Source organism: Thermococcus henrietii (assembly GCF_900198835.1).
Classification (GTDB): Archaea; Methanobacteriota_B; Thermococci; order Thermococcales; family Thermococcaceae; genus Thermococcus; species Thermococcus henrietii.
The window spans coordinates 2,087,775-2,105,963 of sequence record NZ_LT900021.1 but is presented as its reverse complement, the minus strand read 5'-3'; the positions used below and the strand labels follow the sequence as shown (position 1 = coordinate 2,105,963).

Genomic DNA, 18,189 nt, shown 5'->3' with positions numbered 1-18,189 from the left:
TTTAATCTTTTCAGAGACATAAGCCGTTCTCTTTGAGTTGCAATAAGACTCTAGGAGAATTGAAAGATGAGCTTCGATGCATAGATGACGAGCAGAACGAAAGTTGCAATAAGACTCTAGGAGAATTGAAAGCAGTGTCATACTGAGCCCCAAACTGCGAAACATCAAAGTTGCAATAAGACTCTAGGAGAATTGAAAGTCGTATTCGGTTATGCGGTTGTCTTTTGCTAAGTTGGTTGCAATAAGACTCAAAGAGAATTAGAAAAGAAAACCCCTCACTCTCTCCCCTTCCGCCTTCCCCATCCGAGCCTTGCGGTCAGGATTTTCTCGCTGGCGAAGACCCTTGCGGTTACGTAGAGCGTTGCACCGGCGACGATGGCGAGGTAAGCTATGCTCGCACCGAGGGCCGTGTAGTCCTTCGCTATCACGTAGCGGTAGTCCACGACAGGGTGAGTGAAGGGGCTGGCGAGGAGCAGGTACTTCCAGAGGGCCGGGAGCTGGCTAATATCAACGAACATCAGGACGAACGAGGGGAAGGCAAGGGGCAGTATGACCGAGCTGACCACCGTGTTGGCGCTCTGAACGTCCTCGGCGAAGACAGCCAATAGCATCGCGAGGCTCAGCGAAAAGGCTATCGTCAGGAAGACGACGACGCCGAAGAGTGCCATGCCGGCTGGTGTTATCGAGAGGCCGAGTTCACTCAGCGAGACGCCCGTCTGGGTCCCGAACCCCGCCATGTACTGCTTGAGGCCAATCATATAGGCTAAGGCCGCTATGACGCCCATCACTGCCGTTCCAGTTATCTTCGATGCCACAATCGTCGTCCTTCTCACCGGGAGCGTCAGGAGCGTCTCAAGGGTTTTGTTCTCCTTTTCACTCGCCACAGCCCCCGCCGACATCTGGGACGTTATCATGACCATCAGGAAGACTATGAGGGGCAGTCCGTAGGATTGGGAAGCCAGGACCTGCGAGACAACCGTTGGGGGAACGTCAACGATTCTGCCAAGGAGGTACGACTTGCTCTCCGCCCTTATCGGGTGCAGAACCGCGTCCGGGTTCTTCGCGCCGAGTTCCTGAACCTTGAGCTTCGCTATCTCCTCCGAGAGAACGTTTATCACGGCGTTAATCCTGCCCTCGCTCACGCTCTCCCTCATCCCCGAGCCGACACCCTTGAAAACCCCGTATATCTGGACCACAGCGGCCTCATCGGACTCAATGCTCTCGCTGAAGTTGGGGGGAATCACGACCAAGACATTCTGATTCTCCCGGAGCGCCTTCCGCAGGGCATCATCAACCGAGCCGGCGCTTATGACCGTTACGGTGACGTTGGGGGTGACGTTCAGGGCCTTTATCAGCAGCTCGCCGTACTTTCCATCGTCGAAGTTGACTATCGCCACGTGGGTGGTACTGGCGGCACTCTCGAATCCGAACTGCATCATCTTTCCAAGGGCCGGGTAGACGATTAGGGGCACGATTATGAGGCCGAAAATCAGCTTTCTGTCCCGCATCAGGTTCTTTATCTCCTTCTTGGCCAGGACGAGAAAATCGCTCATGAGCCCTCACCCCCGACCGGCTCTGGGATGCTCACGCCGATGGCCCTCATGAAGACCTCCTCGAGGTTCTCGGCGCCGTATTTGGTTTTCAGCTCCTCCGGCGTTCCAATTTCCACGATTCTTCCGCCGGCAATCATGGCAACGCGGTCGCAGAGGAACTCGACCTCAAGCATGTTGTGGCTTGAAATCAGGAACGTCGTTCCTTCGCTCCTCGCGAAGCGCCTTATCGTCTTCCTTATCTCGTAGGCGTTCACTATGTCGAGCCCGCTCGCCGGCTCGTCGAGGATTGCCAGCTTCGGCCTCACCATGAGGGCCCTCGCTATCAACAGCTTGCGCGTCATTCCCTTGGAGTAGGTTGAGACCTTGTCGTCAAGCCTCTCCCCAAGGCCGGCGAGCTCAGCGCCGAGCTGGAGCATTTCCCGGGCTTTCCGCTCGTCTTTGGCGTAAAGCCTCGCCATGAACTCCAGGTACTCCCTCCCGGTGAGGTTCTTGTACGCTCCGGCCTCTTCGGGCAGGTAGCTGATTAGTGCCCTGACCCTGTCGGCTTCCTTAACGACGTCGTAGCCCGCTATTCTCGCCGTCCCCCCGGTTGGCCTTAGCAGGGTAGCGAGGATTTTGAGGGTCGTGCTCTTTCCGGCCCCGTTCGGCCCGATGAGGCCAAAGATTTCGCCCTCCCTGATGGAGAAGCTTACCCCCTTCAGGGCCTTGACCTTTCCGTAATCCTTCTCAAGGTTCTCAACCTCAACGAGCATTTTCATCACCCTCGTAGATGAAGATGTCCTCGATTTTAACGCCGAAGAACCGCGCTATCTTGAAGGCCAGCCTTAGGGAGGGGTCGTATTTCCCTTTCTCAATCGCAATAATCGTCTGCCTCGTAACCCCTAAGGCCCTTGCGAGCTCTTCTTGAGTTAGCCCTTTCGCCTCCCTAAGGTCGCGCAACCTGTTGCGCATCACATCACCCTCTCGTAGTAGGCTTTCAGAATTGCCGCGGCCAAAACGCCTGCAAGCAGGGGTAAAATGAGCCACTTGGAAAGCAGAACCGCCGTTTCGCTGTCATGGCTAATAAGCCATATCAGCTCGTAGCCGAAGACCACGAGACCAATCCCCATTCCGTTGTAGAGGCTCTTCATGGTTATCAGCTCTGTCCTCTCGTCGGTTATTGGTTCCCTCTTGTTGTACACCTTCAGGAGGAGCCACGCCCCGAGCCATGTGATTGTGAAGAAGAGCCAGCTCATGTAGGTGTTTATCCCGGAATAGTAGCTCATTAGCAACATAGTCGCGAAGAGAAACAGGAAGTGGATTGTTTTGAATCCCATTCACATCACCCGCGAGTAGTAGTGCCTCATGCACAGCTTGAGGACAGACGTTAAAACCATCAGGGCAAGGGCGAGGTAGTAGGCGCTCCTCAGGCCAGGCTCCCTCTTGGAGAGAACCGAAAGGACCACTACGGAAAATGCCATTGCCAGCACGACCACCTGGAGAGTTCTCCGCGAGGCGGCCTCCTCGATGCGGAGTGTTCTTTCATCGCTTATGACCTCACCGCGTTTTTGGAGCCACTCCGCGTAGAGGAACGAAGATGCAATTGAGGCCGCTAGGACGCCGAAGGCCAGAAGAACACTTCCCTTCCACAGTGCGAGGCTCAGCAGGAGGGCCGTTGTTGTGGGGATTGCGTACCCAATGAGCTTCCACCTATCCATGCTCCCACCATGTAAAGTTTCCTTTACGTAAAGTTTCCTTTACATCCTTATAAGGCTTTCCCCTCAAAGCTTTTAAAGGTGGAGCGAAAACTCCCTTCCGCGCGGGGGTAGCCGAGCCTGGCCAAAGGCGCGGGATTTAGGGTCCCGTCCCGCAGGGGTTCCCGGGTTCAAATCCCGGCCCCCGCACCACAACAGCCCTTGCTTGCGCAAGCGCTGGTGGAAGATGATGTGCCTTTTTGAGGTATTCATTTCTTAGTGGGTTTCTCATTCACTTGCTTTTTGGCGAGTGTTCCATTCTTTAAACGGCGTCCGAAGGACGCCAATGACAAAGTTGGAACTGCTTGAAAGGTCTTGTTTGGTGTTAAACCCGGTCTAAACTTGCACTCGGTCAGTGCACGACTGACTTTTTGCTTTTTGAGAAGAAGGGCGTTCTTTTCGCCAGCCTTTCTCAAAGGCTGAGCGCGAAGTTTGACCAAGGTTCGTGATTCTTCTCTAAGAATGAAATTTTAAGGAGTTTGTACTCTTAAGTGGCAGTACTCTCAAGGAATTCTCTTTAAAAGGAGTTATTTAGGAGGGGTTTCTCTAGGAGGCGTTCCTTCGGAGCGCGGGGAAATGTAAACCCGCGTGAGAAAGCTTCCAAAATTTAGGAATTCGCCACACTACAAGAGCCCATTAAAAGCGCAAACACTCTCACCGGAGCCCCTACAAAAAGAATCACAAACTTTGATGAAACTTTGCCGGGCAAAGTTTCTTTGGTGAAGCTTTTTCCAAAAGCTTCAGCGCTGGCGGAAGATGCGTGCCTTTCTAAGAATTGGCAAGTTCTGAGATGGGTTTCTACTCAACTTGCCCTTTGGTGAGTGTTTCACTCTGAAAAAGCGCCCAGAGGGCACCGATAAAAATGTGAAACTGCTTGAAAAATGTTTGTTTGAGGGATTAAACCCCTTTCAAAGTTTTGATTGATTATTGCACGACTGTTTTCTGCTCTTTGGCTAGAAGGAGCATTTCTTTCGCCAGCCTTTCCCAAAGGCTGTTGCAAAGTTTCTTAGTGAAGCTTTTGGGAAAAAGCTTGCTTGGAGAGGGGTTCGCTTTGAGAAGATGCTATCCAATGCTGGAAAAAGTTGGATTAAAGGCCAATATCAGTCCCCGATGAGCCTCGCGTGCTCCTGCTTGATACAGCGGTGGGCGACGGCGATAAGGCCCGCCTCCTTTGCCCTCTTGAAGGCCTCTCTATCGTAGGTCCCGAACTGGAACCAGACAACCTTCGCGCCCTTCTTTATCGCCTGCTCAACGTAGTCCTTCGTGAACTCTGGCCTTACAAAGAGGTCAACTATCTCGACCTCGTCGGGAATGTCGAGGACGCTTGGGTAGCACTTCTGCCCGAGAACCTCGGAGTAGCGGGGGTTGACGGGATAGACCTCGTAGCCCTTCTCGATGAGGTAGCGCATGACCTCATTCGCGTCGCGCTCGGGCTTCGGAGAAGCTCCAACGAGGGCTATCTTCCGGTACTTCGTCAGAATCTCCCTCACGTCATCGTCGGTCAGCCTGTCAACGGGCATAATCCTAACCATCGTATCACCACCATAGGTTTGAGAAGGGGTTTAAAGCGTTGGCGGGAACCTATATCGATGGACCATGCTCTACGAGGAGACGCTCTACTCCAGGTGGATAACCATCCTGCTGCTTCCGCCGATAATCGGCATGTCAATCGGCCTCTACGAGAGCTTTGCCACCGGTCAGGGCGTCCTCATAATGACCGTTGCAACGGCCCTCACAATAGCGGTAATCCTTGAGGCGATGGCCTTCCGTGTGAGGGTTTACGAGGAGGGAATCTTTCTCAGCGGTTTCCTCGGTTTCTTCATCAGAAAAACCATTAGGATTGACGAAATCGAGTGGTTCGCGGTCAGGGAAGGCTGGACGAGCTGTCCGGCGAAGATTCACTTCACCCTGCCTGCGAGGGCCTGCGTCTACCTCAAGAGGCGGAAGGGCTGGGATGTCTCGTTCTCGACCAACCACCCGGAGGAGCTCACGGAGGTTCTTCGCTCGCTGGGGGTTCAACGAGGAGCTTAGTCCCCTCAACCCCCACGACACTGACCTTCTCTCCCTTTCCCGCCGTTCCGTGAAGGCATTTCGCGCGCCAGAGTTCACCGTCGAGCTTCACAAGGCCCTCGGGCGAGAGGTCCTCCACGACCATAGCGGTTCTGCCGACGAGCGATTCTGGCCCCGTCTGGGGCCGTTTTTCGAGCCCGCCTCCGAGCACGTACGGAGCTATCAGAACGTCCTTGACGAGGAGGATTCCCAGAATCAGCCCCGTGATGAGGGCCGGCACGTCTATTCCAAGGGCTGGAAGAACCGCGAGCAGAACTATGGCAACGATTATCTCATCCGCCATCAGTGCGATGAGCTTAAGGATTCTCCCAATCACTCCCTTCCCTCCAGCCGTCTCCACCCCTCGTTGACCTCGATTATCCCCCACCAGCGCTTCAGCTCTCGTCTCGCGGTCATATAGTCGGGATAAAATCTCCCCACGAGCCTCCAGAAAGCCTTAGAGTGGTCGAGGTAGCGCAGGTGCGCCAGCTCATGGATTACGACGTACTCAATCAGCCTCTCGGGTAAAGCCGCGAGGCGGAGGTTGAAGCTCAGGTTTCCCCTGCTCGAACAGCTCGCCCACTTCGTTCTCTGGTTCCTGATGTAGATTTTGCCCGGGGAAAGGCCCATCAGGACGGAGTAGAGGGCGACGAGCGCCGTTACCCTGCCTCGCAGGAGCTCCTTCAGGGCCTTCCGCGCCCGCTCGCGCTCGGCGGGGAGGATTAGCTCGCCGTCCCTGCGCTCAATTCCCCGAACGTTCCCCAGCTCGAGCCGGTAGAACTCGCCGAAGAAGGGGAAACCTCTTGAGGATTCTCTCCTCACTTCCCCGAGCTCCCTCAGCCTGCCCTTCAGCCACCTCTCGTGCTTTTTGAGGAAAGCGCTAACGTCGAAGCCCTCCGGCGCGGTGACGACGATTCTCCCGTCGGGTTTGATCTCGAGCCTCGCGTACCTCACCGGCCGGCGGCGAACCTCTACCTCCATGCGACCACCTTTTAAGGATGAATTCGTACCCGCGCTTATGAAGGTTGAGGTTGTAAAGCGGAGGGTCAAATCACTCTACACGCGCTCGCGGATCCCCGGCGTTTCCTGGAGCGCCAACCAGTACGTTGGCTGTTCCTTCGCCTGCCCCTACTGCTACGCCAGGAGCGTCGTTCGGGAGTTCAGAGAGAGGGAGTGGGGAAGCTGGGTGATAGCCAAAATCAACGCGCCTGAACTTGCGAGGAAGCACGTGAGCGGAAAGGTTGTGATGTCCACGGTGAGCGACCCCTACCAGCCGGTCGAGGCCGGGCTAAAGCTCACCCGCTCGACGCTCCGGTTCATGGACAAAAGGAACGAGCTCTCAGTACTCACCAAATCACCGCTGGTAACGCGCGACGTCGAGATTTTCAAGCTCTTCCGTTCGATTGAGGTCGGCTTAACTCTCAACTCCTTTGAGGGCCGTGAAAAGGCTCTCCTCGAGCCGCTGACACCGGTTATGAAAGCCCGCTTCAACGCCCTTCAGGGGCTTCACGAGGAGGGAATAAGAACGTACGCCTTCGTCAGCCCGATAATACCGGGCGTCACCGACGTTTCGAGGGTTGTTGAGGAAACGAAAGGTTTTGTCGATTACTACTTCTTCGAGGTTCTAAACCTCAAAAAGGCAGGAGATGAATTTCGGGAAACGCTTCGCTCCGAGTTTCCCGAGAGCTACCGGGTTCTAACCAGCGAGGAGCTTTTCAGGGCTTTTCTCTCGGAGCTCCGCGACGAGGTTCGCTCGCTGAGGGTAAAAACGGAGGGTATAGAGACGCACTTCAGGGGCTGGGGTTTTGTGCGGGTTTAATCACCACACCGACGACAGGAGGGGCCCGCCGTAGGCGAGCCACAGGAGGAAAGCTGTCGCGAAGGGAACCGTGAACTCGTCGTAGGCCGAGCGGAGGGGAAGGCTCTCAAGCAAAGTGGCGACGAGGGCAATGCCGGCGATAATGCCCCAGCTCGGGTCGAGCGAGAGGACCCTGTGTGCACCCCAGAGGGCCAGAACTGAAACAATGAACATCGTTGCGCTTCCGACTAGGGTCTTCCGCGGGTTCCAGGGAATCCTCGGTCCGCCGAGGGCCTGCCCGGTTATGGCGTTGAAGCAGTCGCCGAAGGTCGAGACCCATAGGGCCGAGAGCGCCATGAGCTTTGGAAAGACCGTGCAGATGATTCCCATCGTCACCCAGAAGAGGAAGCTCCCGAGGAAGTTGTCGCGCTCGTCTTCCCGTGCCATCGTTTTGTAGCTTAAATCTGCCACTGGAACGGTGAACTTCCATCCCCGGAGGAGCTTGAGGTGCTGAAGTGTGTAGAGGAAAGCCAGCGACCAGACGACGACGGACCTCCTCCCCGCCCTGAAGGGCGAGGGTTCCAACGAGTTAACCCCCCGCCGGTTGGCGGTTCGGTTTGCGGGCCCATTACTTACTCGGGTTGTCCCTTTTGGTTCAGCCCGCGGGCCGGTTCTTCGGCCCATTACCCCTACCGGCAAGCCCGGCTCGGGGTTATGGTTTCTGAGGCCACCATTAGAGTTTTTGACTGCCACAACGGGCAGTTCTTGAAAGGACGCCTCACGGCGTCAACCCTCCAATGCTGGAGGGTAACGTGAAACCCCTCATCCCGTCGGGTTGTTTTACGGTGGCTTCTTCGAGATTCTATTACGCTTGCAAGACTTAAAAGGGTTTCGGTGTTTTAAGGCTTGTGGGGTGGTAAAGTGACCCATCTCGGCGTGAAGAGTATTATCGGGGCCCCGAGGATTCCGGGCGAAACGTGCCAGAGCTTTCTTACAAGCTCCCTTCTGCTCAAGCCCATTGATTGCACCCTAAAATCATCGGGATTGGAGTATTTATCGGTTTTCTTTTGAAGTTTCCACAACCGCTATGACCATCGAGTTCACGTTCGTCCCGGTTGGGCCGGTCTTGAGAAGCGCGCCGGCCCTTTCGAGGGCGCGGTAGCTGTCGTGGTCTCTAAGGGCTTCCTCAACGTCAACGCCCGCTTCCTCAAGCCTCTTCAACGTCTCCCCGTCCACGATTCCTCCCGCTACATCTGTCGGCCCGTCAGTTCCATCGGTGTCGAAGGCCACAATGGTAACGTTGAGTCCAGCTATTTTCCGGGCGATGCTCAGCGCGAACTCCTGGTTGGGCCCGCCGAGGCCCTTCGCGTCTCCAACGGTCACTGTCCACTCGCCTCCAAAGACAAGGACGGCGGGCTTTTTAACGGGCCTGTCCCGCTTTGCTACCTCCTCTATTATCGAGCCGACCGCCAAAGCGACTTCCTTAGCTTCGCCCTCAAGCGTCGTCGTCATCACCGCCGAGTTGAAGCCGAGCTCTTCAGCTTTCCTCGCCACGGCCTCACACGCCTTTGAGTTGCCCGCGATTATGAAGTTGTGGACGTTGCCGAGTTCCTTTGGCGTCTCCTCGATTTCCCCGCGCATGCCCCGCTCAATGACTCTTCTCACGCTCTCCGGGACTCTGTCCCAGATTCCGCACCTCACGAGGATTTCGTAGGCGTCGCGGTAAGTTGTCGGGTCCGGCACGGTTGGGCCCGATGCTATGAAGCTCGGGTCGTCACCGACAACATCCGACACGAGCAGGCCAATTACGGTTCCCTTCACAGCCTTTGCCAGCCTTCCACCCTTGACTTTAGACAGGTGCTTTCTGACGGTGTTGATTTCCCTTATCGTCGCTCCACTCCGCAAAAGGAGCTCGTTCGTCCTGATGAGGTCTTCGAGGCTTATCCCCTCAGCGGGATAAACGAAGAGCGCGCTCCCGCCTCCTGAGATAAGGGTTAGAAGGATGTCGTCTCTGCCGACCTTTTCCGCGAGCTCAAGGCCCAGCTTTCCCGCCAACAGGGAATTTTCGTCCGGAATCGGGTGGCCTGCTTCGATTATCCTCGCTTCAATTCCATCGCAGTCCCTTGCATAGCCGTGCTTCGTAACTATCAGCGCGTCTCCAACCAGCCCCTGGGGAAATGTCTCAAAAATCGCTTTCGCCATTCTACAGGAGGCCTTTCCGATGGCGAGGATGTGAACTTTGCCCTTTACCTCAAACTCTCTGCCCAGAACGGTGATCTTTCTTCCATCAAAGTTGAAGCTTCGCTTTACCGAGAAGTACGGGTCTGCCGAGCGTATGGCAGTTTGAACGAGTTCAAGGGCGACGTCCCTCATGGGATAAAATTGAAGGGAAACCTTAAAAATCAGTCGAGCATCGCGAGGACCTTGTCGACCTCGTTCGAGACCTCGACGTCGAAGAGGTGTATCGTCGGCAGGAGCCACCAGAGACGGTAGTTGTGAGTCTTGTCTTCCTCGCCGTAGTACTGGAAGACAAACCTTCCGAAGCCGGTCAGGTCGCGGTGGACGTCTCTGACCTCCCTCAGAACCCTCCTCACCTTAGGCGGATACTCCTCGAAGGGCAGTGGGAGGCTCTTCACAAAAACCCTGTCCTTGAAGAAGTCCGTGGTCAGGCCGACGCTCCCGACATGCTTCTCGAGCTGGTTGAACTTCTTGGCCGTCCAGAAGCGGTGCAGGATTAGCCTCGGGTCCTCCTTGGCGAGCGGGTAGCTGGCTTCTTCCGTATCGAGCCAGAACTCAAGGTAGGGCTGACCGCGCTCTATGACGATTCTCGCCAAAAGCCTTGCGTTCTTCGGTATCTCCCTCTGGGTCTCGCTGATGTGGTACTCCCTGCCGTCCTGCGTGTAGGTCTCGCCCTCCTCGTGGGTTCCCGTCCTTGAGACGAAGTAAGCCTCCTTTCCGTCTATCGTTCCGAGGTGCAGGTCGTAGCCCCACGCCTTCAGGTCCTTGAACTTGAACCTCCTCTCGGCCGGAACGACTCCGGTGTTCTCGACTATGTAGTAGCCCTCGAGCATTTTCTTCACCTCAAGTAAATAAAAGAGTCGGGGCTTTTAAGCTTTTTCCTCGATTATGAGCTCGACCGTGACAATGGTTTCGGGGTTCCTGAGGAGCTCGACGAGCTCCCTTTTGATGTCCTTCGCGGACTTAGTAGCTTTTATCGCGAGGGTTCTGGCGTCTATGTAGTCGCTCCTCCTTATCACCATCGAAACCGGGCTTTCGAGCTTCAGGTTCGGACTCCCATATGCGGTGAGCTCATCGGAAAGGTTTCCGGCGCGTATGACCACGCGGAGCCTCGCGCCCCTCCTCAGGGCGTCCTTGAACTCCTCGCTGAGGTCGCTCAAAGCCTTGTCGGCAGAAACGCAGATTATGCAGTCTCCCCGGGGCGTTAGAAAGTCCTCGGTCGTTATCTCGAGCGTCGAGCGGTGAGTTGCCCTTACGTTCTCGTGCCCCCTGCAGTGGATTACCTCCCTCAGCATGGGTTGTGCTTTTCGCGGCACTATAAAACCCTTTAGCCACGTGGGAAAACTTTTAAAAGATGCCCTTGATTTGAGATACGGCCACAGGGTCAGTTAGAGGTGATGGAAATGGGGAACATAAAGCAGACCTTCATCAAGAGGACCGCTCGCGAGCTCTTTGACAGGTATCCGGACAAGTTCACCAGGGACTTCGAGCACAACAAGAAGATGGTTCAGGAGCTCACCAACGTCACGAGCAAGACCATCAGAAACAGGATTGCCGGTTACATAACCAGGCTCGTCAGGATGAAGGAAGAGGGCAAGATACTTTAACGGCCCTCTTTATTCTCTATCCGCTTCCTAAAAGTCGTTCAGGTCTTCCACTATCTTCCTCGGAAGCCTCGGACCGAACTCGCGCATGAGCCTCTCGAATTCCCTCTCGTTCTCCTGGGCTATCCTCCTGAGGAGGTTCTCTATGTAGGTCTCTATGAGCAGTCTCACCTCTTCGAGCTCCTGCTTGGTTCTCATAACCTCATCAACGCGCCTCTCTATCTCGCCGAGGAACTGGAGGAGCTCCCCTATCTTCGTCTCAGCGGGCTCTGTTGATTTTATAAGCTGTCTCGCCTGGGCGTACTCGGCGGTCTGCCTCGGCTTCTTCGGCTCGTACATCTCGGTGCCGAACGTGTAGGGGGTAAGCAGTACCTCAAGCCTGAAGCCGCGCTTTATGGTGTAGTACTTCCTCGGCCTTCCGCGGGGTATCTTTTCCGTTCGGCCCTCTATGAGTCCGGCCTTTTCGAGGATTCTCAGGTGCTCAAGGACGGCCTTCTGTCCGACTCCGAGTTCCTGACTCAGCTCGCTGACGAAGTACGGTCTCTTGGTGAGAAGGATGAGAATTCTCCTCCGGGTTTCGTTTCCGAGTATGTCGAGCAGTTTTCCCATCTCGCCCGATTCCATGCTCTCACCCCCCTTTCCCTAACTTGAAGTTAGAAAATAGCCTTTAAACCTTTTTCGGTTTAAAAGCTGAATTTAAAAACCCACCTTATCCTATGTAAACCAAGGTGGTTGAGATGTTCGAGGCAAAGCTCGTGTGTACCCACTGCGGTGCCGAATACCCGCTCGCTTCCGGAATCTACAAATGCCCCAAGTGTGGCGCCCCGCTCGATGTTACCTACCACTACGACGACATAGCGAACCTAATCGAGGACGACGACCCTTGGTTCCGGGAGAGCCCGCACGTATGGAAGTACTGGATGTTCCTTCCGGTTTCAAACCTCAAGAGAATCGTCACGCTCAACGAGGGCGGAACGAGGCTTTACAGGCTCAAACGCCTTGAGGAGAAGCTCGGCTTTGGAAAGCTCTACGTCAAGTACGAAGGCGAGAACCCGACGGGAGCCTTCAAGGACAGGGGTTCGAGCGTCGAGATAACCAAGGCCCTCGAGTTCCACGCGAGGAAGGTTATAGTGGCCTCAACCGGCAACATGGCGGCGAGCGTTTCTGCCTACGGCGCCAAAGCCGGACTCGAGGTTACCATCGTCGTCCCGGAGGGAACTCCTGAGGAGAAGCTCACCCAGGCGAGGATGTACGGGGCGAAAGTCGAGGTCTTCGGGAAGACCTACGATGAAGCTTTGGCGGAGGCCGAGCGGAAGGCGATGGAGGAGGACTATTACCTGACCGGCAACTACCACTACCGCGTCGAGGGGCAGAAGACGACAGGCTTCGAAATCCTCGACCAGCTCCGCTACAACGTTCCGGACTGGATTATTGTTCCAATCGGAGCGGGAACTCACCTGAGAGCTATCTGGAAGGGGGTTAAGGAGTTCTATAAAGTCGGCCTCGTTGAGGACCTGCCGAGGATTGCCGGTGCCCAGATAGAGGGCTATGACGCGATAGTGAGGGCCTGGAAGACGGGCAAGCCGATTGAGAGGGTTCAGAAGAAGGTTCCGACGATAGCGAGTGCCATAGCGGTCAAGAAGCCCGTCGATGGCGAGAACGTCATAAAAGCGGTGAAAGAGAGCGACGGCCACCTCGACACGGTCACCAACAGGGAGACGGCGGAGGCGGGCATGCTCCTCGGAAGGGAGGGAATCTTCGTCGAGCCGTCCTCGGCAACGGCCCTTGCCCTCGCCAAGAAGATGCGCGAAGAGGGCGTAATAGACAAAGATGAAACCGTGGTTGTAGTTGCAACCGGGCACGGCCTCAAGGACGTGAAGACGTGGGAGAAGGTCCTCTCAGGGGACTTCGTGGTGTAGCCTGCACCTCGCCTCGTAGCTTTCCTTTCCTCCCACCATTATTACCGGCGAGTCTCTCGGGGCCGGCTTTCCGTCTATCAGCCTCTGACTTCTCGTTGCAGGTCTTCCGCAGACCGTGCAAACGGCGGTAAGGTAAACGATGTTGTCTGCCCTGACGAGGAGCTCCTTCATTACGGGAAACGGTTCCGCCTTGAAGTCGAGGTTCAGACCGCTCGCTATGACGTAAACGCCCTCGTCAGCGAGTTCGTTGAGCGCGTCAACGATACCCATCGGGAAGAACTGAACCTCGTCAATCCCGATTACATCAAAGCCCTCCTTTCTCGTCAGCTCGACTATACTCCTGACTCCTTCCTCGCTCGTGGGGACGACGTAGGCCCTGTACCTGAGGCCGTTGTGGGCAACCACGTCGCTTCGCGAATAGCGGTCGTCTATGCTCGGCTTGAAGAGGGCGACCTTCCGCTTGGCGTAGGCCTGCCTCTCGATTCTCTTTATCAGCTCGCTCGTCTTTCCGGCGAACATCGGGCCGGTTATGACCTCAAGGAATCCCTCCGGATGCATGGAACCACCGGGGCAACTACGGAAGGGTGCGTTAAATCACCTTTGGAGAAAAGTTTGAACGGAAGACGAAAAGAAAAGCTGAAGCCGGACAGGTCATCAGACCGGCGTGACGTGGCCCCACTTCTCTAAGGCCCTGGCAAGCTCCTTGTGGGTCTTGGCGTACTCGTCGAGGGGGATACCTTCCATTATGGCGTCGATTGCCTGCCTCGCGGCCATTGCTCCCGCCCTCGGTCCGTCCGGGTGGCCCATCGTTCCGCCGCCGAGCTGGAGGACGAGGTCGGTTCCGAGGGTCCTTATGACGGGCTCAATGTTGCCGGGGTGAAGTCCACCGGAGCTCGTCGGGAAGACCGGCTTCATGTGGTAGAACTTCTGCTCCATGTGAATGACGTCGTTCTCCTCCGGCTTGTAGTGGCTCTCGGTGATTATGCGCTTGTTCTGAATGACGTCCCACTTGCCACCCTCAAGCTTTCCGACGCCGGCCGTTCCGATGTGGAGCTGGTCAACGCCTATGACGCGGAAGAGCTTCGCCAGGACGAACATCGAGATGCCGTGCTTGGGGTTCCTGTCGAAGGCCGCGTGCATGGCCCTGTGGGCGTGTATCGCAATATCGTAGTCCTCCGCCAGGTCGCGAATGTACTCCAGGGCGGCCCAGCCGGTTATGACGACGTCGACCATCGCGTGCGGATTTCCGAGGTCGGCCAGGATTTCCAGTCTTCTCTCCATCTCGCGAATGTCGGCGGTGATGTTGGCGAACCAGGTCTTCTTCTCGCCGGTCTCGTTCTCGACCTTCTCCATGACCTTCGTTATCCTCTCGGCCCTCTCCTCGAAGCGGTTGTACCAGGGGCTCGTTATGTTCTCGTCGTCCTTGAGGAAGTCCGCTCCGCCGGAGAACAGCTCGTAGGCGAGGTGCTCAACCTCCTCCGGGGAGTAGCCGACCTTGGGCTTGGGGACGACGCCGTAGAGGGGCCTCTTCTCGATGCCGAGCTTCTTCCTGACGCCCTTGATACCGAAGGCCGGTCCCTTGAAGTCCCTGAGGAACCTCTCTGGAAGGTAGAGGTCCTCGAGGCGGAGCCACTCGACGCGCTTCATTCCGAAGACGTTGCCCGCGACGCTCGCGAGGAAGCCGGGCATGTTCCACTCCTCGAAGATGTGAACCGGGTAGGCTATCCTGACTATCCACTCGTTGTCTCCCACCTGAACGAAGTCGTAGGCTTTAGCTGAGAGGTCAGACCAACGCTCCTGCTCGTACCAGGGGTAGAGGGTCGTCCAGGTTCCCGTCGAGCTCTCTGCCGCTACCGCCCCAGCGGCCTGCTCGATTGTAAAGCCCTTCGCGGGGGTTACCCTAAAAACGGCCACGACGTCTCTCTTCTTGTTCGGCTCGTAGCCCTTGTCCACGTAGTAGTCGTATATCTTGTCGAACTTCTCGACCATTCACAACACCTCCTTGGTAAACACTCTATATCACCCATGACTATAAAAACCCTACTGGCAAATTTTGAGGAGTGATGGACTGATTTTTACATAAGTGAAGCTCTTTTTGAAGGATTTTCGAGCCACCGCGGGACTTTTGGAGCGTTCTCTGGCCCCTTTTTAATCTTCCCGGGCGGGTTGCCATTTCCGTGTAAAATAGTGATGGGCCCGACGGATTGGGAATTCTCGACGATTAACTGAAATCCCGCCGATAGGCCCACCCAGAGGGCTCCGTTTCCGAAAGGTTTATATAGGCCTTCGCTCCTAGAATAGAACGCAGAAACCTGCAAAAAGAAAGTAGGAGGTGTTGTGAATGGCCGAGCTTCCAATTGCCCCGGTTGACAGGCTTATAAGGAAGGCCGGTGCCGCCCGCGTCAGCGAGGAGGCCGCCAAGGTCCTCGCCGAGCACCTTGAGGAGAAGGCCCTCGAGATTGCCAAGAAGGCAGTCGCCCTCGCCCAGCACGCCGGCAGGAAGACCGTCAAGGCCGAGGACATCAAGCTCGCCATCAAGAGCTGATGTCCTTTTCCCGTTCTCTTTTCCGTTTACCAGAGCTTAACCCTTTTAACGCTCGGTTCTTCTCCGGGCTTCAGAACCGCGAAGCCGGCCTCGTCCCACCGTGGAAACGTCGGCGAGCCCGGGTTCAGGAGGTAAACCCTTCTCCCGTAGACGCTGAAGGAGTCAAAGTAGAAGCGGTGGGTGTGGCCGAAGACGAGCAGGTCAACCTCCATGTCGAGGGCTTTAAGGCCCAAAAACTGCGCGTTGAGGCTTAGAAGCTGATGCCCGTGAATCACGCCGATTCTCATTCCTCCCGCTTCAACAATCTCCTCCTCCGGAAGACTGAGGTGGTCAACGTTTCCCCTGACCGCTATCACGGGCGCTATCTCCTCAAGAGTCTCGAGGACCTCCGGTGACGTTACATCGCCGGCGTGGAGAATGAGCTCTGGATTAATCTCCTCAAACTTCTCCAAAAGGGGAATTGGGAGGGCCTTTGCCTTGTCCCCCACGTGGGTGTCGCTTAAAACCGCTATCATCGTCACATCGGCACGTTTATACCGAGCTTTTCTACGAGCTCCTTGTACCTGTTCCTGACGGTGACCTCGGTGACGTGAGCAACCTCGGCGACCTCGCGCTGGGTCTTCTTCTCGCCCTCAAGGAGTGAAGCAACGTAGAGCGCCGCCGCGGCTAATCCGGTTGGGCCTTTTCCGCTGGTTATACCGCGCTTTATGGCCTCGCGGAGGATTTCCTTCGCCCTCTCCTTGGTCCTCGAGCTGACGCCGAGGGCGTCTCCAAAGCGGTCAACGTACTCTATCGGGCTCGTCGGGCGGAGGTTCAGGTTGAGACCCCTCGCAAGGAAGCGGTAGCTCCTCCCGATTTCCTTCTTCGTGACCTTTGAAACCGCCGCAATCTCGTCAAGGGTCCTCGGAATTCCCTCCATTCTGCACGCTGCGTAGAGAGCGGCGGAAACCATGCCCTCTATCGAGCGGCCGCGAATGAGCTTCTTCATGACGGCCTTCCTGTATAGAGAAGCCGCAACCTCCTTGACGCGCCTCGGGAGGCGCATTTGAGCGGCCATTCTGTCGAGCTCGCTCAGCGCGAAGGCGAGGTTCCTTTCCGCGGCGTCGTTTATGCGCATCCTCCTCTGCCACATGCGGAGCCTTCTCATCTTGCTCCTGTACATTCCCGTTATCTGGTTGCCGTGTATGTCCTTGTCGCGCCAGTCTATATCGGTCGAGAGCCCCTTGTCGTGTATCATCAGCGTCATCGGCGCGCCGGTTCTCGCGCGCTTGGCCCTCTGGTCCGGGTCGAAGGCCCTCCATTCCGGCCCTTCATCGACTACGTTTTCCTCGATGACGTAGCCACAGACCTTGCAGACTATCTCACCCCTCCTGGGGTCGTATATAAACTCGGTTGACCCGCACACGGGACAAACCCTTTTCGGAGTAATCGCTCTCACCCCCTTCTCCTGGGGGCGGGGCGAGAACGCTTGGGCCTCTTAGAACCCTTAGAGCCTCTGACTTTAGCCTTCTTACCTGGTCTTTTATCCTTCCTCCTCTTGTCCACGTACAGAAGAGCACCGACGTACCTCTCGGGGTCCTTAACACGGGGTTTAACGGCAACATAGGGGTAATTAACGGGACCAAAAACATCCTTAACAATGCCTACCGGCTTCAAATCCTTGTCAACGACGGGCTCGTTGAGCGATGGAACCCAGTTCGTTCTGACTATGAGGAAGCCCTGCTTCGCGTAGTGAGAAACCTTCCCTAAGCGCTTCATAGCCCCACCCCAAAACGACATCTCCTTTTAAACTTTTCGCTTTTCTCCCTTAAAAGCCTTTCGGTAATTTGGGAAAGGTTTTTAATATCCACTCACAAACAGTATAAGATTGGGACTGGTGAAAATGAAGTGCCTCGTCGTCGGCCACGTCGTCAGGGATGTAATAAGGCGCGGTTCGAAAATCGAAGAGAGACTCGGCGGCGGAGCCTACTACTCCGCCCTGGCACTTTCGCGCTTCTGCGACGTTGAGATTCTCACGAGCTTTTCTCAGCTCCCGGAGGAGTGGATTGACGAGCTCCGCTCCCTGGGCAAACTGACAGTCCTGCCCTCCGATGAAACAACGTCCTACGAGCTGACTTACCTGGACTCCAACAGAAGGGAGCTGAGACTGATTTCGCGCGCCTCCCCTATTACTGAATTCCCGGCCCAGAAGTACGACGCGATAATCCTCAACCCCGTTGCCAACGAGATTCCAGAGGACATCGTGAGGGAAGCCTTAAACCGGGCGGGGCTCGTCTCGGCCGACCTTCAGGGTTTCATACGCTCCCCTGAGAAGGGCCCCGTAAAGCTTGTCGAGCGCGACGGGTCGTTCCTTCGCGGAGTCGGCATCCTGCACGCCGACGTCGCGGAGTTCCCCCACGTGAACCTTGACCCCGGCTCTGTTGGGGTTCTCCTCCTCTCGGACGGTCCTAACCCTGGAAAGGCCTACCTCCACGGAAGGCCCTACCGTTTCGTTCCTCTGAAGGTTGAAGTAGATGAATCAACGGGCGCGGGAGACGTCTTCCTTGGAGCTTTCACCGGTTTTTACCTGGAGTGTCCCTTTATCCAGTCCCTAAAGCGGGCTGTCGCCTTCACGGCGCTGTTCCTCAGGTATCGCTCCGTAGATTTTGACCTCGACAAGATTGGCGAGCTCGCAAGGGGTGTAACCGTTGAGGCTTTAAGTGATTAGACATAACTCCAACCGGCCGATGATGAAACGTCAGCACGCTGAA

24 protein-coding genes, 1 tRNA gene and 1 CRISPR repeat array (1 of these 26 cut by a window edge) are annotated in these 18,189 nt (G+C 56.1%); of the genes, 7 read left to right on the top strand and 18 right to left on the bottom strand.

All coding sequences use genetic code 11. The annotated features are described in order from the left end of the window. A CRISPR array of direct repeats spans positions 1 to 265; the repeat unit is 30 nt; unit sequence GTTGCAATAAGACTCTAGGAGAATTGAAAG; it reaches 502 nt to the left of the window's first position. A gap of 10 nt (positions 266 to 275) precedes the next feature. The 5 genes from CS910_RS11495 to CS910_RS11475 are packed head-to-tail and all read right to left on the bottom strand — an operon-like array spanning position 276 to position 3,250. Beyond that, entirely contained in the window at positions 276 to 1,553 is a 1,278-nt protein-coding gene (locus tag CS910_RS11495; protein ID WP_099212211.1) for an ABC transporter permease, read from the bottom strand. Beyond that, the gene (locus CS910_RS11490) at positions 1,550 to 2,305 is read right to left on the bottom strand and encodes an ABC transporter ATP-binding protein (RefSeq protein ID WP_099212209.1); all 756 of its coding nucleotides are present in this window, start codon (positions 2,303 to 2,305) and stop codon (positions 1,550 to 1,552) included. The genes CS910_RS11495 and CS910_RS11490 overlap by 4 nt, the downstream gene beginning before the upstream one ends. Then, on the bottom strand, positions 2,295 to 2,504 hold the full coding sequence (locus CS910_RS11485; RefSeq protein WP_042691776.1) for a helix-turn-helix transcriptional regulator: 210 nt from the start codon (positions 2,502 to 2,504) through the stop codon (positions 2,295 to 2,297). The genes CS910_RS11490 and CS910_RS11485 overlap by 11 nt, the downstream gene beginning before the upstream one ends. Continuing rightward, positions 2,504 to 2,869 carry a hypothetical protein gene (locus CS910_RS11480; protein ID WP_099212207.1) on the bottom strand — a complete coding sequence of 122 codons (366 nt, stop codon included), beginning with the start codon at positions 2,867 to 2,869 and terminating at the stop codon, positions 2,504 to 2,506. Before CS910_RS11480 ends, CS910_RS11485 begins: the two co-directional genes overlap by 1 nt. Beyond that, a complete protein-coding gene (locus CS910_RS11475) occupies positions 2,870 to 3,250 on the bottom strand; it encodes a DUF2178 domain-containing protein (RefSeq protein ID WP_099212205.1) in 381 nt (126 codons plus the stop codon). Between the two features lie 101 nt (positions 3,251 to 3,351). Here CS910_RS11475 and CS910_RS11470 point away from each other — a divergent pair. After that, positions 3,352 to 3,439 (top strand) — tRNA-Leu (locus CS910_RS11470). Positions 3,440 to 4,386: 947 nt separating this feature from the next. On the opposite strand, the gene CS910_RS11465 is transcribed toward CS910_RS11470, so the two are convergent. Beyond that, positions 4,387 to 4,818 (bottom strand): CoA-binding protein, encoded by a 432-nt coding sequence (locus tag CS910_RS11465; RefSeq protein ID WP_099212203.1) that lies wholly within the window; start codon positions 4,816 to 4,818, stop codon positions 4,387 to 4,389. Between the two features lie 64 nt (positions 4,819 to 4,882). Between CS910_RS11465 and CS910_RS11460 the strand changes: the two genes are divergently transcribed. Next, complete coding sequence (locus CS910_RS11460; protein WP_099212201.1) at positions 4,883 to 5,317, top strand: hypothetical protein; 435 nt, start codon at positions 4,883 to 4,885, stop codon at positions 5,315 to 5,317. Here the strand turns inward: CS910_RS11460 and CS910_RS11455 are convergent. Both CS910_RS11455 and CS910_RS11450 read right to left on the bottom strand, forming a co-directional pair. After that, positions 5,274 to 5,672, bottom strand: coding sequence for an NfeD family protein (locus CS910_RS11455; protein WP_394346610.1), 399 nt, complete (start codon positions 5,670 to 5,672; stop codon positions 5,274 to 5,276). The genes CS910_RS11460 and CS910_RS11455 overlap by 44 nt on opposite strands. Next, positions 5,669 to 6,316 (bottom strand): M48 family metallopeptidase, encoded by a 648-nt coding sequence (locus CS910_RS11450; RefSeq protein ID WP_099212199.1) that lies wholly within the window; start codon positions 6,314 to 6,316, stop codon positions 5,669 to 5,671. The genes CS910_RS11455 and CS910_RS11450 overlap by 4 nt, the downstream gene beginning before the upstream one ends. 37 nt (positions 6,317 to 6,353) lie before the next feature. Here CS910_RS11450 and CS910_RS11445 point away from each other — a divergent pair, with 37 nt between their 5' ends. Continuing rightward, positions 6,354 to 7,154 carry an SPL family radical SAM protein gene (locus CS910_RS11445; protein ID WP_173866256.1) on the top strand — a complete coding sequence of 267 codons (801 nt, stop codon included), beginning with the start codon at positions 6,354 to 6,356 and terminating at the stop codon, positions 7,152 to 7,154. On the opposite strand, the gene CS910_RS11440 is transcribed toward CS910_RS11445, so the two are convergent. The 4 genes from CS910_RS11440 to CS910_RS11420 all read right to left on the bottom strand — a co-directional run bounded on the left by CS910_RS11440 (position 7,155) and on the right by CS910_RS11420 (position 10,666). Next, positions 7,155 to 7,718, bottom strand: a complete 564-nt coding sequence (locus CS910_RS11440; RefSeq protein ID WP_223211964.1) for a diacylglycerol/polyprenol kinase family protein — start codon at positions 7,716 to 7,718, stop codon at positions 7,155 to 7,157. Positions 7,719 to 8,186: 468 nt separating this feature from the next. Next, positions 8,187 to 9,506, bottom strand: a complete 1,320-nt coding sequence (locus CS910_RS11430) for a glycerate kinase type-2 family protein (protein WP_099212195.1) — start codon at positions 9,504 to 9,506, stop codon at positions 8,187 to 8,189. 29 nt (positions 9,507 to 9,535) lie between these two features. After that, positions 9,536 to 10,204: a TIGR00703 family protein gene (locus tag CS910_RS11425; RefSeq protein WP_099212193.1), complete on the bottom strand. Its 669-nt coding sequence runs from the start codon at positions 10,202 to 10,204 to the stop codon at positions 9,536 to 9,538. A 36-nt stretch (positions 10,205 to 10,240) separates the two neighbouring features. Next, positions 10,241 to 10,666 carry a DUF371 domain-containing protein gene (locus CS910_RS11420; protein WP_099212191.1) on the bottom strand — a complete coding sequence of 142 codons (426 nt, stop codon included), beginning with the start codon at positions 10,664 to 10,666 and terminating at the stop codon, positions 10,241 to 10,243. Positions 10,667 to 10,774: 108 nt separating this feature from the next. Here CS910_RS11420 and CS910_RS11415 point away from each other — a divergent pair, with 108 nt between their 5' ends. Beyond that, on the top strand, positions 10,775 to 10,978 hold the full coding sequence (locus CS910_RS11415; protein WP_042691737.1) for a 30S ribosomal protein S17e: 204 nt from the start codon (positions 10,775 to 10,777) through the stop codon (positions 10,976 to 10,978). 27 nt (positions 10,979 to 11,005) lie between these two features. On the opposite strand, the gene CS910_RS11410 is transcribed toward CS910_RS11415, so the two are convergent. After that, positions 11,006 to 11,599: an ArsR/SmtB family transcription factor gene (locus CS910_RS11410; protein ID WP_099212189.1), complete on the bottom strand. Its 594-nt coding sequence runs from the start codon at positions 11,597 to 11,599 to the stop codon at positions 11,006 to 11,008. A gap of 113 nt (positions 11,600 to 11,712) precedes the next feature. Here CS910_RS11410 and thrC point away from each other — a divergent pair, with 113 nt between their 5' ends. Continuing rightward, entirely contained in the window at positions 11,713 to 12,894 is a 1,182-nt protein-coding gene (gene thrC / locus CS910_RS11405; protein WP_099212186.1) for a threonine synthase, read from the top strand. Here the strand turns inward: thrC and CS910_RS11400 are convergent. Next, positions 12,874 to 13,452, bottom strand: a complete 579-nt coding sequence (locus tag CS910_RS11400; protein WP_099212184.1) for a thymidine kinase — start codon at positions 13,450 to 13,452, stop codon at positions 12,874 to 12,876. The genes thrC and CS910_RS11400 overlap by 21 nt on opposite strands. Positions 13,453 to 13,548: 96 nt before the next feature. Continuing rightward, the gene (rbcL, locus tag CS910_RS11395; RefSeq protein ID WP_099212182.1) at positions 13,549 to 14,883 is read right to left on the bottom strand and encodes a type III ribulose-bisphosphate carboxylase; all 1,335 of its coding nucleotides are present in this window, start codon (positions 14,881 to 14,883) and stop codon (positions 13,549 to 13,551) included. Between the two features lie 352 nt (positions 14,884 to 15,235). Between rbcL and hpkB the strand changes: the two genes are divergently transcribed. Further along, on the top strand, positions 15,236 to 15,439 hold the full coding sequence (hpkB, locus tag CS910_RS11390) for an archaeal histone HpkB (protein ID WP_011251239.1): 204 nt from the start codon (positions 15,236 to 15,238) through the stop codon (positions 15,437 to 15,439). A 26-nt stretch (positions 15,440 to 15,465) separates the two neighbouring features. Here the strand turns inward: hpkB and CS910_RS11385 are convergent, their stop codons facing one another. Genes CS910_RS11385 through CS910_RS11375 form a run of 3 tightly spaced genes read right to left on the bottom strand, consistent with a single transcriptional unit; the run spans position 15,466 to position 17,197 of the window. Then, complete coding sequence (locus tag CS910_RS11385) at positions 15,466 to 15,954, bottom strand: metallophosphoesterase (RefSeq protein ID WP_099212180.1); 489 nt, start codon at positions 15,952 to 15,954, stop codon at positions 15,466 to 15,468. Positions 15,955 to 15,956: 2 nt separating this feature from the next. Continuing rightward, positions 15,957 to 16,868, bottom strand: a complete 912-nt coding sequence (locus CS910_RS11380) for a transcription initiation factor IIB (RefSeq protein WP_042693272.1) — start codon at positions 16,866 to 16,868, stop codon at positions 15,957 to 15,959. Between the two features lie 5 nt (positions 16,869 to 16,873). After that, complete coding sequence (locus CS910_RS11375) at positions 16,874 to 17,197, bottom strand: Gar1/Naf1 family protein (RefSeq protein WP_099212178.1); 324 nt, start codon at positions 17,195 to 17,197, stop codon at positions 16,874 to 16,876. A 118-nt stretch (positions 17,198 to 17,315) separates the two neighbouring features. Between CS910_RS11375 and CS910_RS11370 the strand changes: the two genes are divergently transcribed. Continuing rightward, positions 17,316 to 18,146, top strand: coding sequence for a carbohydrate kinase family protein (locus CS910_RS11370; protein WP_317450608.1), 831 nt, complete (start codon positions 17,316 to 17,318; stop codon positions 18,144 to 18,146). Positions 18,147 to 18,189: the final 43 nt, after the last annotated feature.

What these genes read in the sequence shown, in the direction of transcription:
- CS910_RS11495 (WP_099212211.1), bottom strand. Translation starts at nt 1,553, where the DNA reads ATGAGCGATTTTCTCGTCCTGGCCAAGAAGGAGATAAAGAACCTGATG.
- CS910_RS11490 (WP_099212209.1), bottom strand. Translation starts at nt 2,305, where the DNA reads ATGCTCGTTGAGGTTGAGAACCTTGAGAAGGATTACGGAAAGGTCAAG.
- CS910_RS11485 (WP_042691776.1), bottom strand. Translation starts at nt 2,504, where the DNA reads ATGCGCAACAGGTTGCGCGACCTTAGGGAGGCGAAAGGGCTAACTCAA.
- CS910_RS11480 (WP_099212207.1), bottom strand. Translation starts at nt 2,869, where the DNA reads ATGGGATTCAAAACAATCCACTTCCTGTTTCTCTTCGCGACTATGTTG.
- CS910_RS11475 (WP_099212205.1), bottom strand. Translation starts at nt 3,250, where the DNA reads ATGGATAGGTGGAAGCTCATTGGGTACGCAATCCCCACAACAACGGCC.
- CS910_RS11465 (WP_099212203.1), bottom strand. Translation starts at nt 4,818, where the DNA reads ATGGTTAGGATTATGCCCGTTGACAGGCTGACCGACGATGACGTGAGG.
- CS910_RS11460 (WP_099212201.1), top strand. Translation starts at nt 4,883, where the DNA reads ATGCTCTACGAGGAGACGCTCTACTCCAGGTGGATAACCATCCTGCTG.
- CS910_RS11450 (WP_099212199.1), bottom strand. Translation starts at nt 6,316, where the DNA reads ATGGAGGTAGAGGTTCGCCGCCGGCCGGTGAGGTACGCGAGGCTCGAG.
- CS910_RS11445 (WP_173866256.1), top strand. Translation starts at nt 6,354, where the DNA reads ATGAAGGTTGAGGTTGTAAAGCGGAGGGTCAAATCACTCTACACGCGC.
- CS910_RS11430 (WP_099212195.1), bottom strand. Translation starts at nt 9,506, where the DNA reads ATGAGGGACGTCGCCCTTGAACTCGTTCAAACTGCCATACGCTCGGCA.
- CS910_RS11425 (WP_099212193.1), bottom strand. Translation starts at nt 10,204, where the DNA reads ATGCTCGAGGGCTACTACATAGTCGAGAACACCGGAGTCGTTCCGGCC.
- CS910_RS11420 (WP_099212191.1), bottom strand. Translation starts at nt 10,666, where the DNA reads ATGCTGAGGGAGGTAATCCACTGCAGGGGGCACGAGAACGTAAGGGCA.
- CS910_RS11415 (WP_042691737.1), top strand. Translation starts at nt 10,775, where the DNA reads ATGGGGAACATAAAGCAGACCTTCATCAAGAGGACCGCTCGCGAGCTC.
- CS910_RS11410 (WP_099212189.1), bottom strand. Translation starts at nt 11,599, where the DNA reads ATGGAATCGGGCGAGATGGGAAAACTGCTCGACATACTCGGAAACGAA.
- thrC (WP_099212186.1), top strand. Translation starts at nt 11,713, where the DNA reads ATGTTCGAGGCAAAGCTCGTGTGTACCCACTGCGGTGCCGAATACCCG.
- CS910_RS11400 (WP_099212184.1), bottom strand. Translation starts at nt 13,452, where the DNA reads ATGCATCCGGAGGGATTCCTTGAGGTCATAACCGGCCCGATGTTCGCC.
- rbcL (WP_099212182.1), bottom strand. Translation starts at nt 14,883, where the DNA reads ATGGTCGAGAAGTTCGACAAGATATACGACTACTACGTGGACAAGGGC.
- hpkB (WP_011251239.1), top strand. Translation starts at nt 15,236, where the DNA reads ATGGCCGAGCTTCCAATTGCCCCGGTTGACAGGCTTATAAGGAAGGCC.
- CS910_RS11385 (WP_099212180.1), bottom strand. Translation starts at nt 15,954, where the DNA reads ATGATAGCGGTTTTAAGCGACACCCACGTGGGGGACAAGGCAAAGGCC.
- CS910_RS11375 (WP_099212178.1), bottom strand. Translation starts at nt 17,197, where the DNA reads ATGAAGCGCTTAGGGAAGGTTTCTCACTACGCGAAGCAGGGCTTCCTC.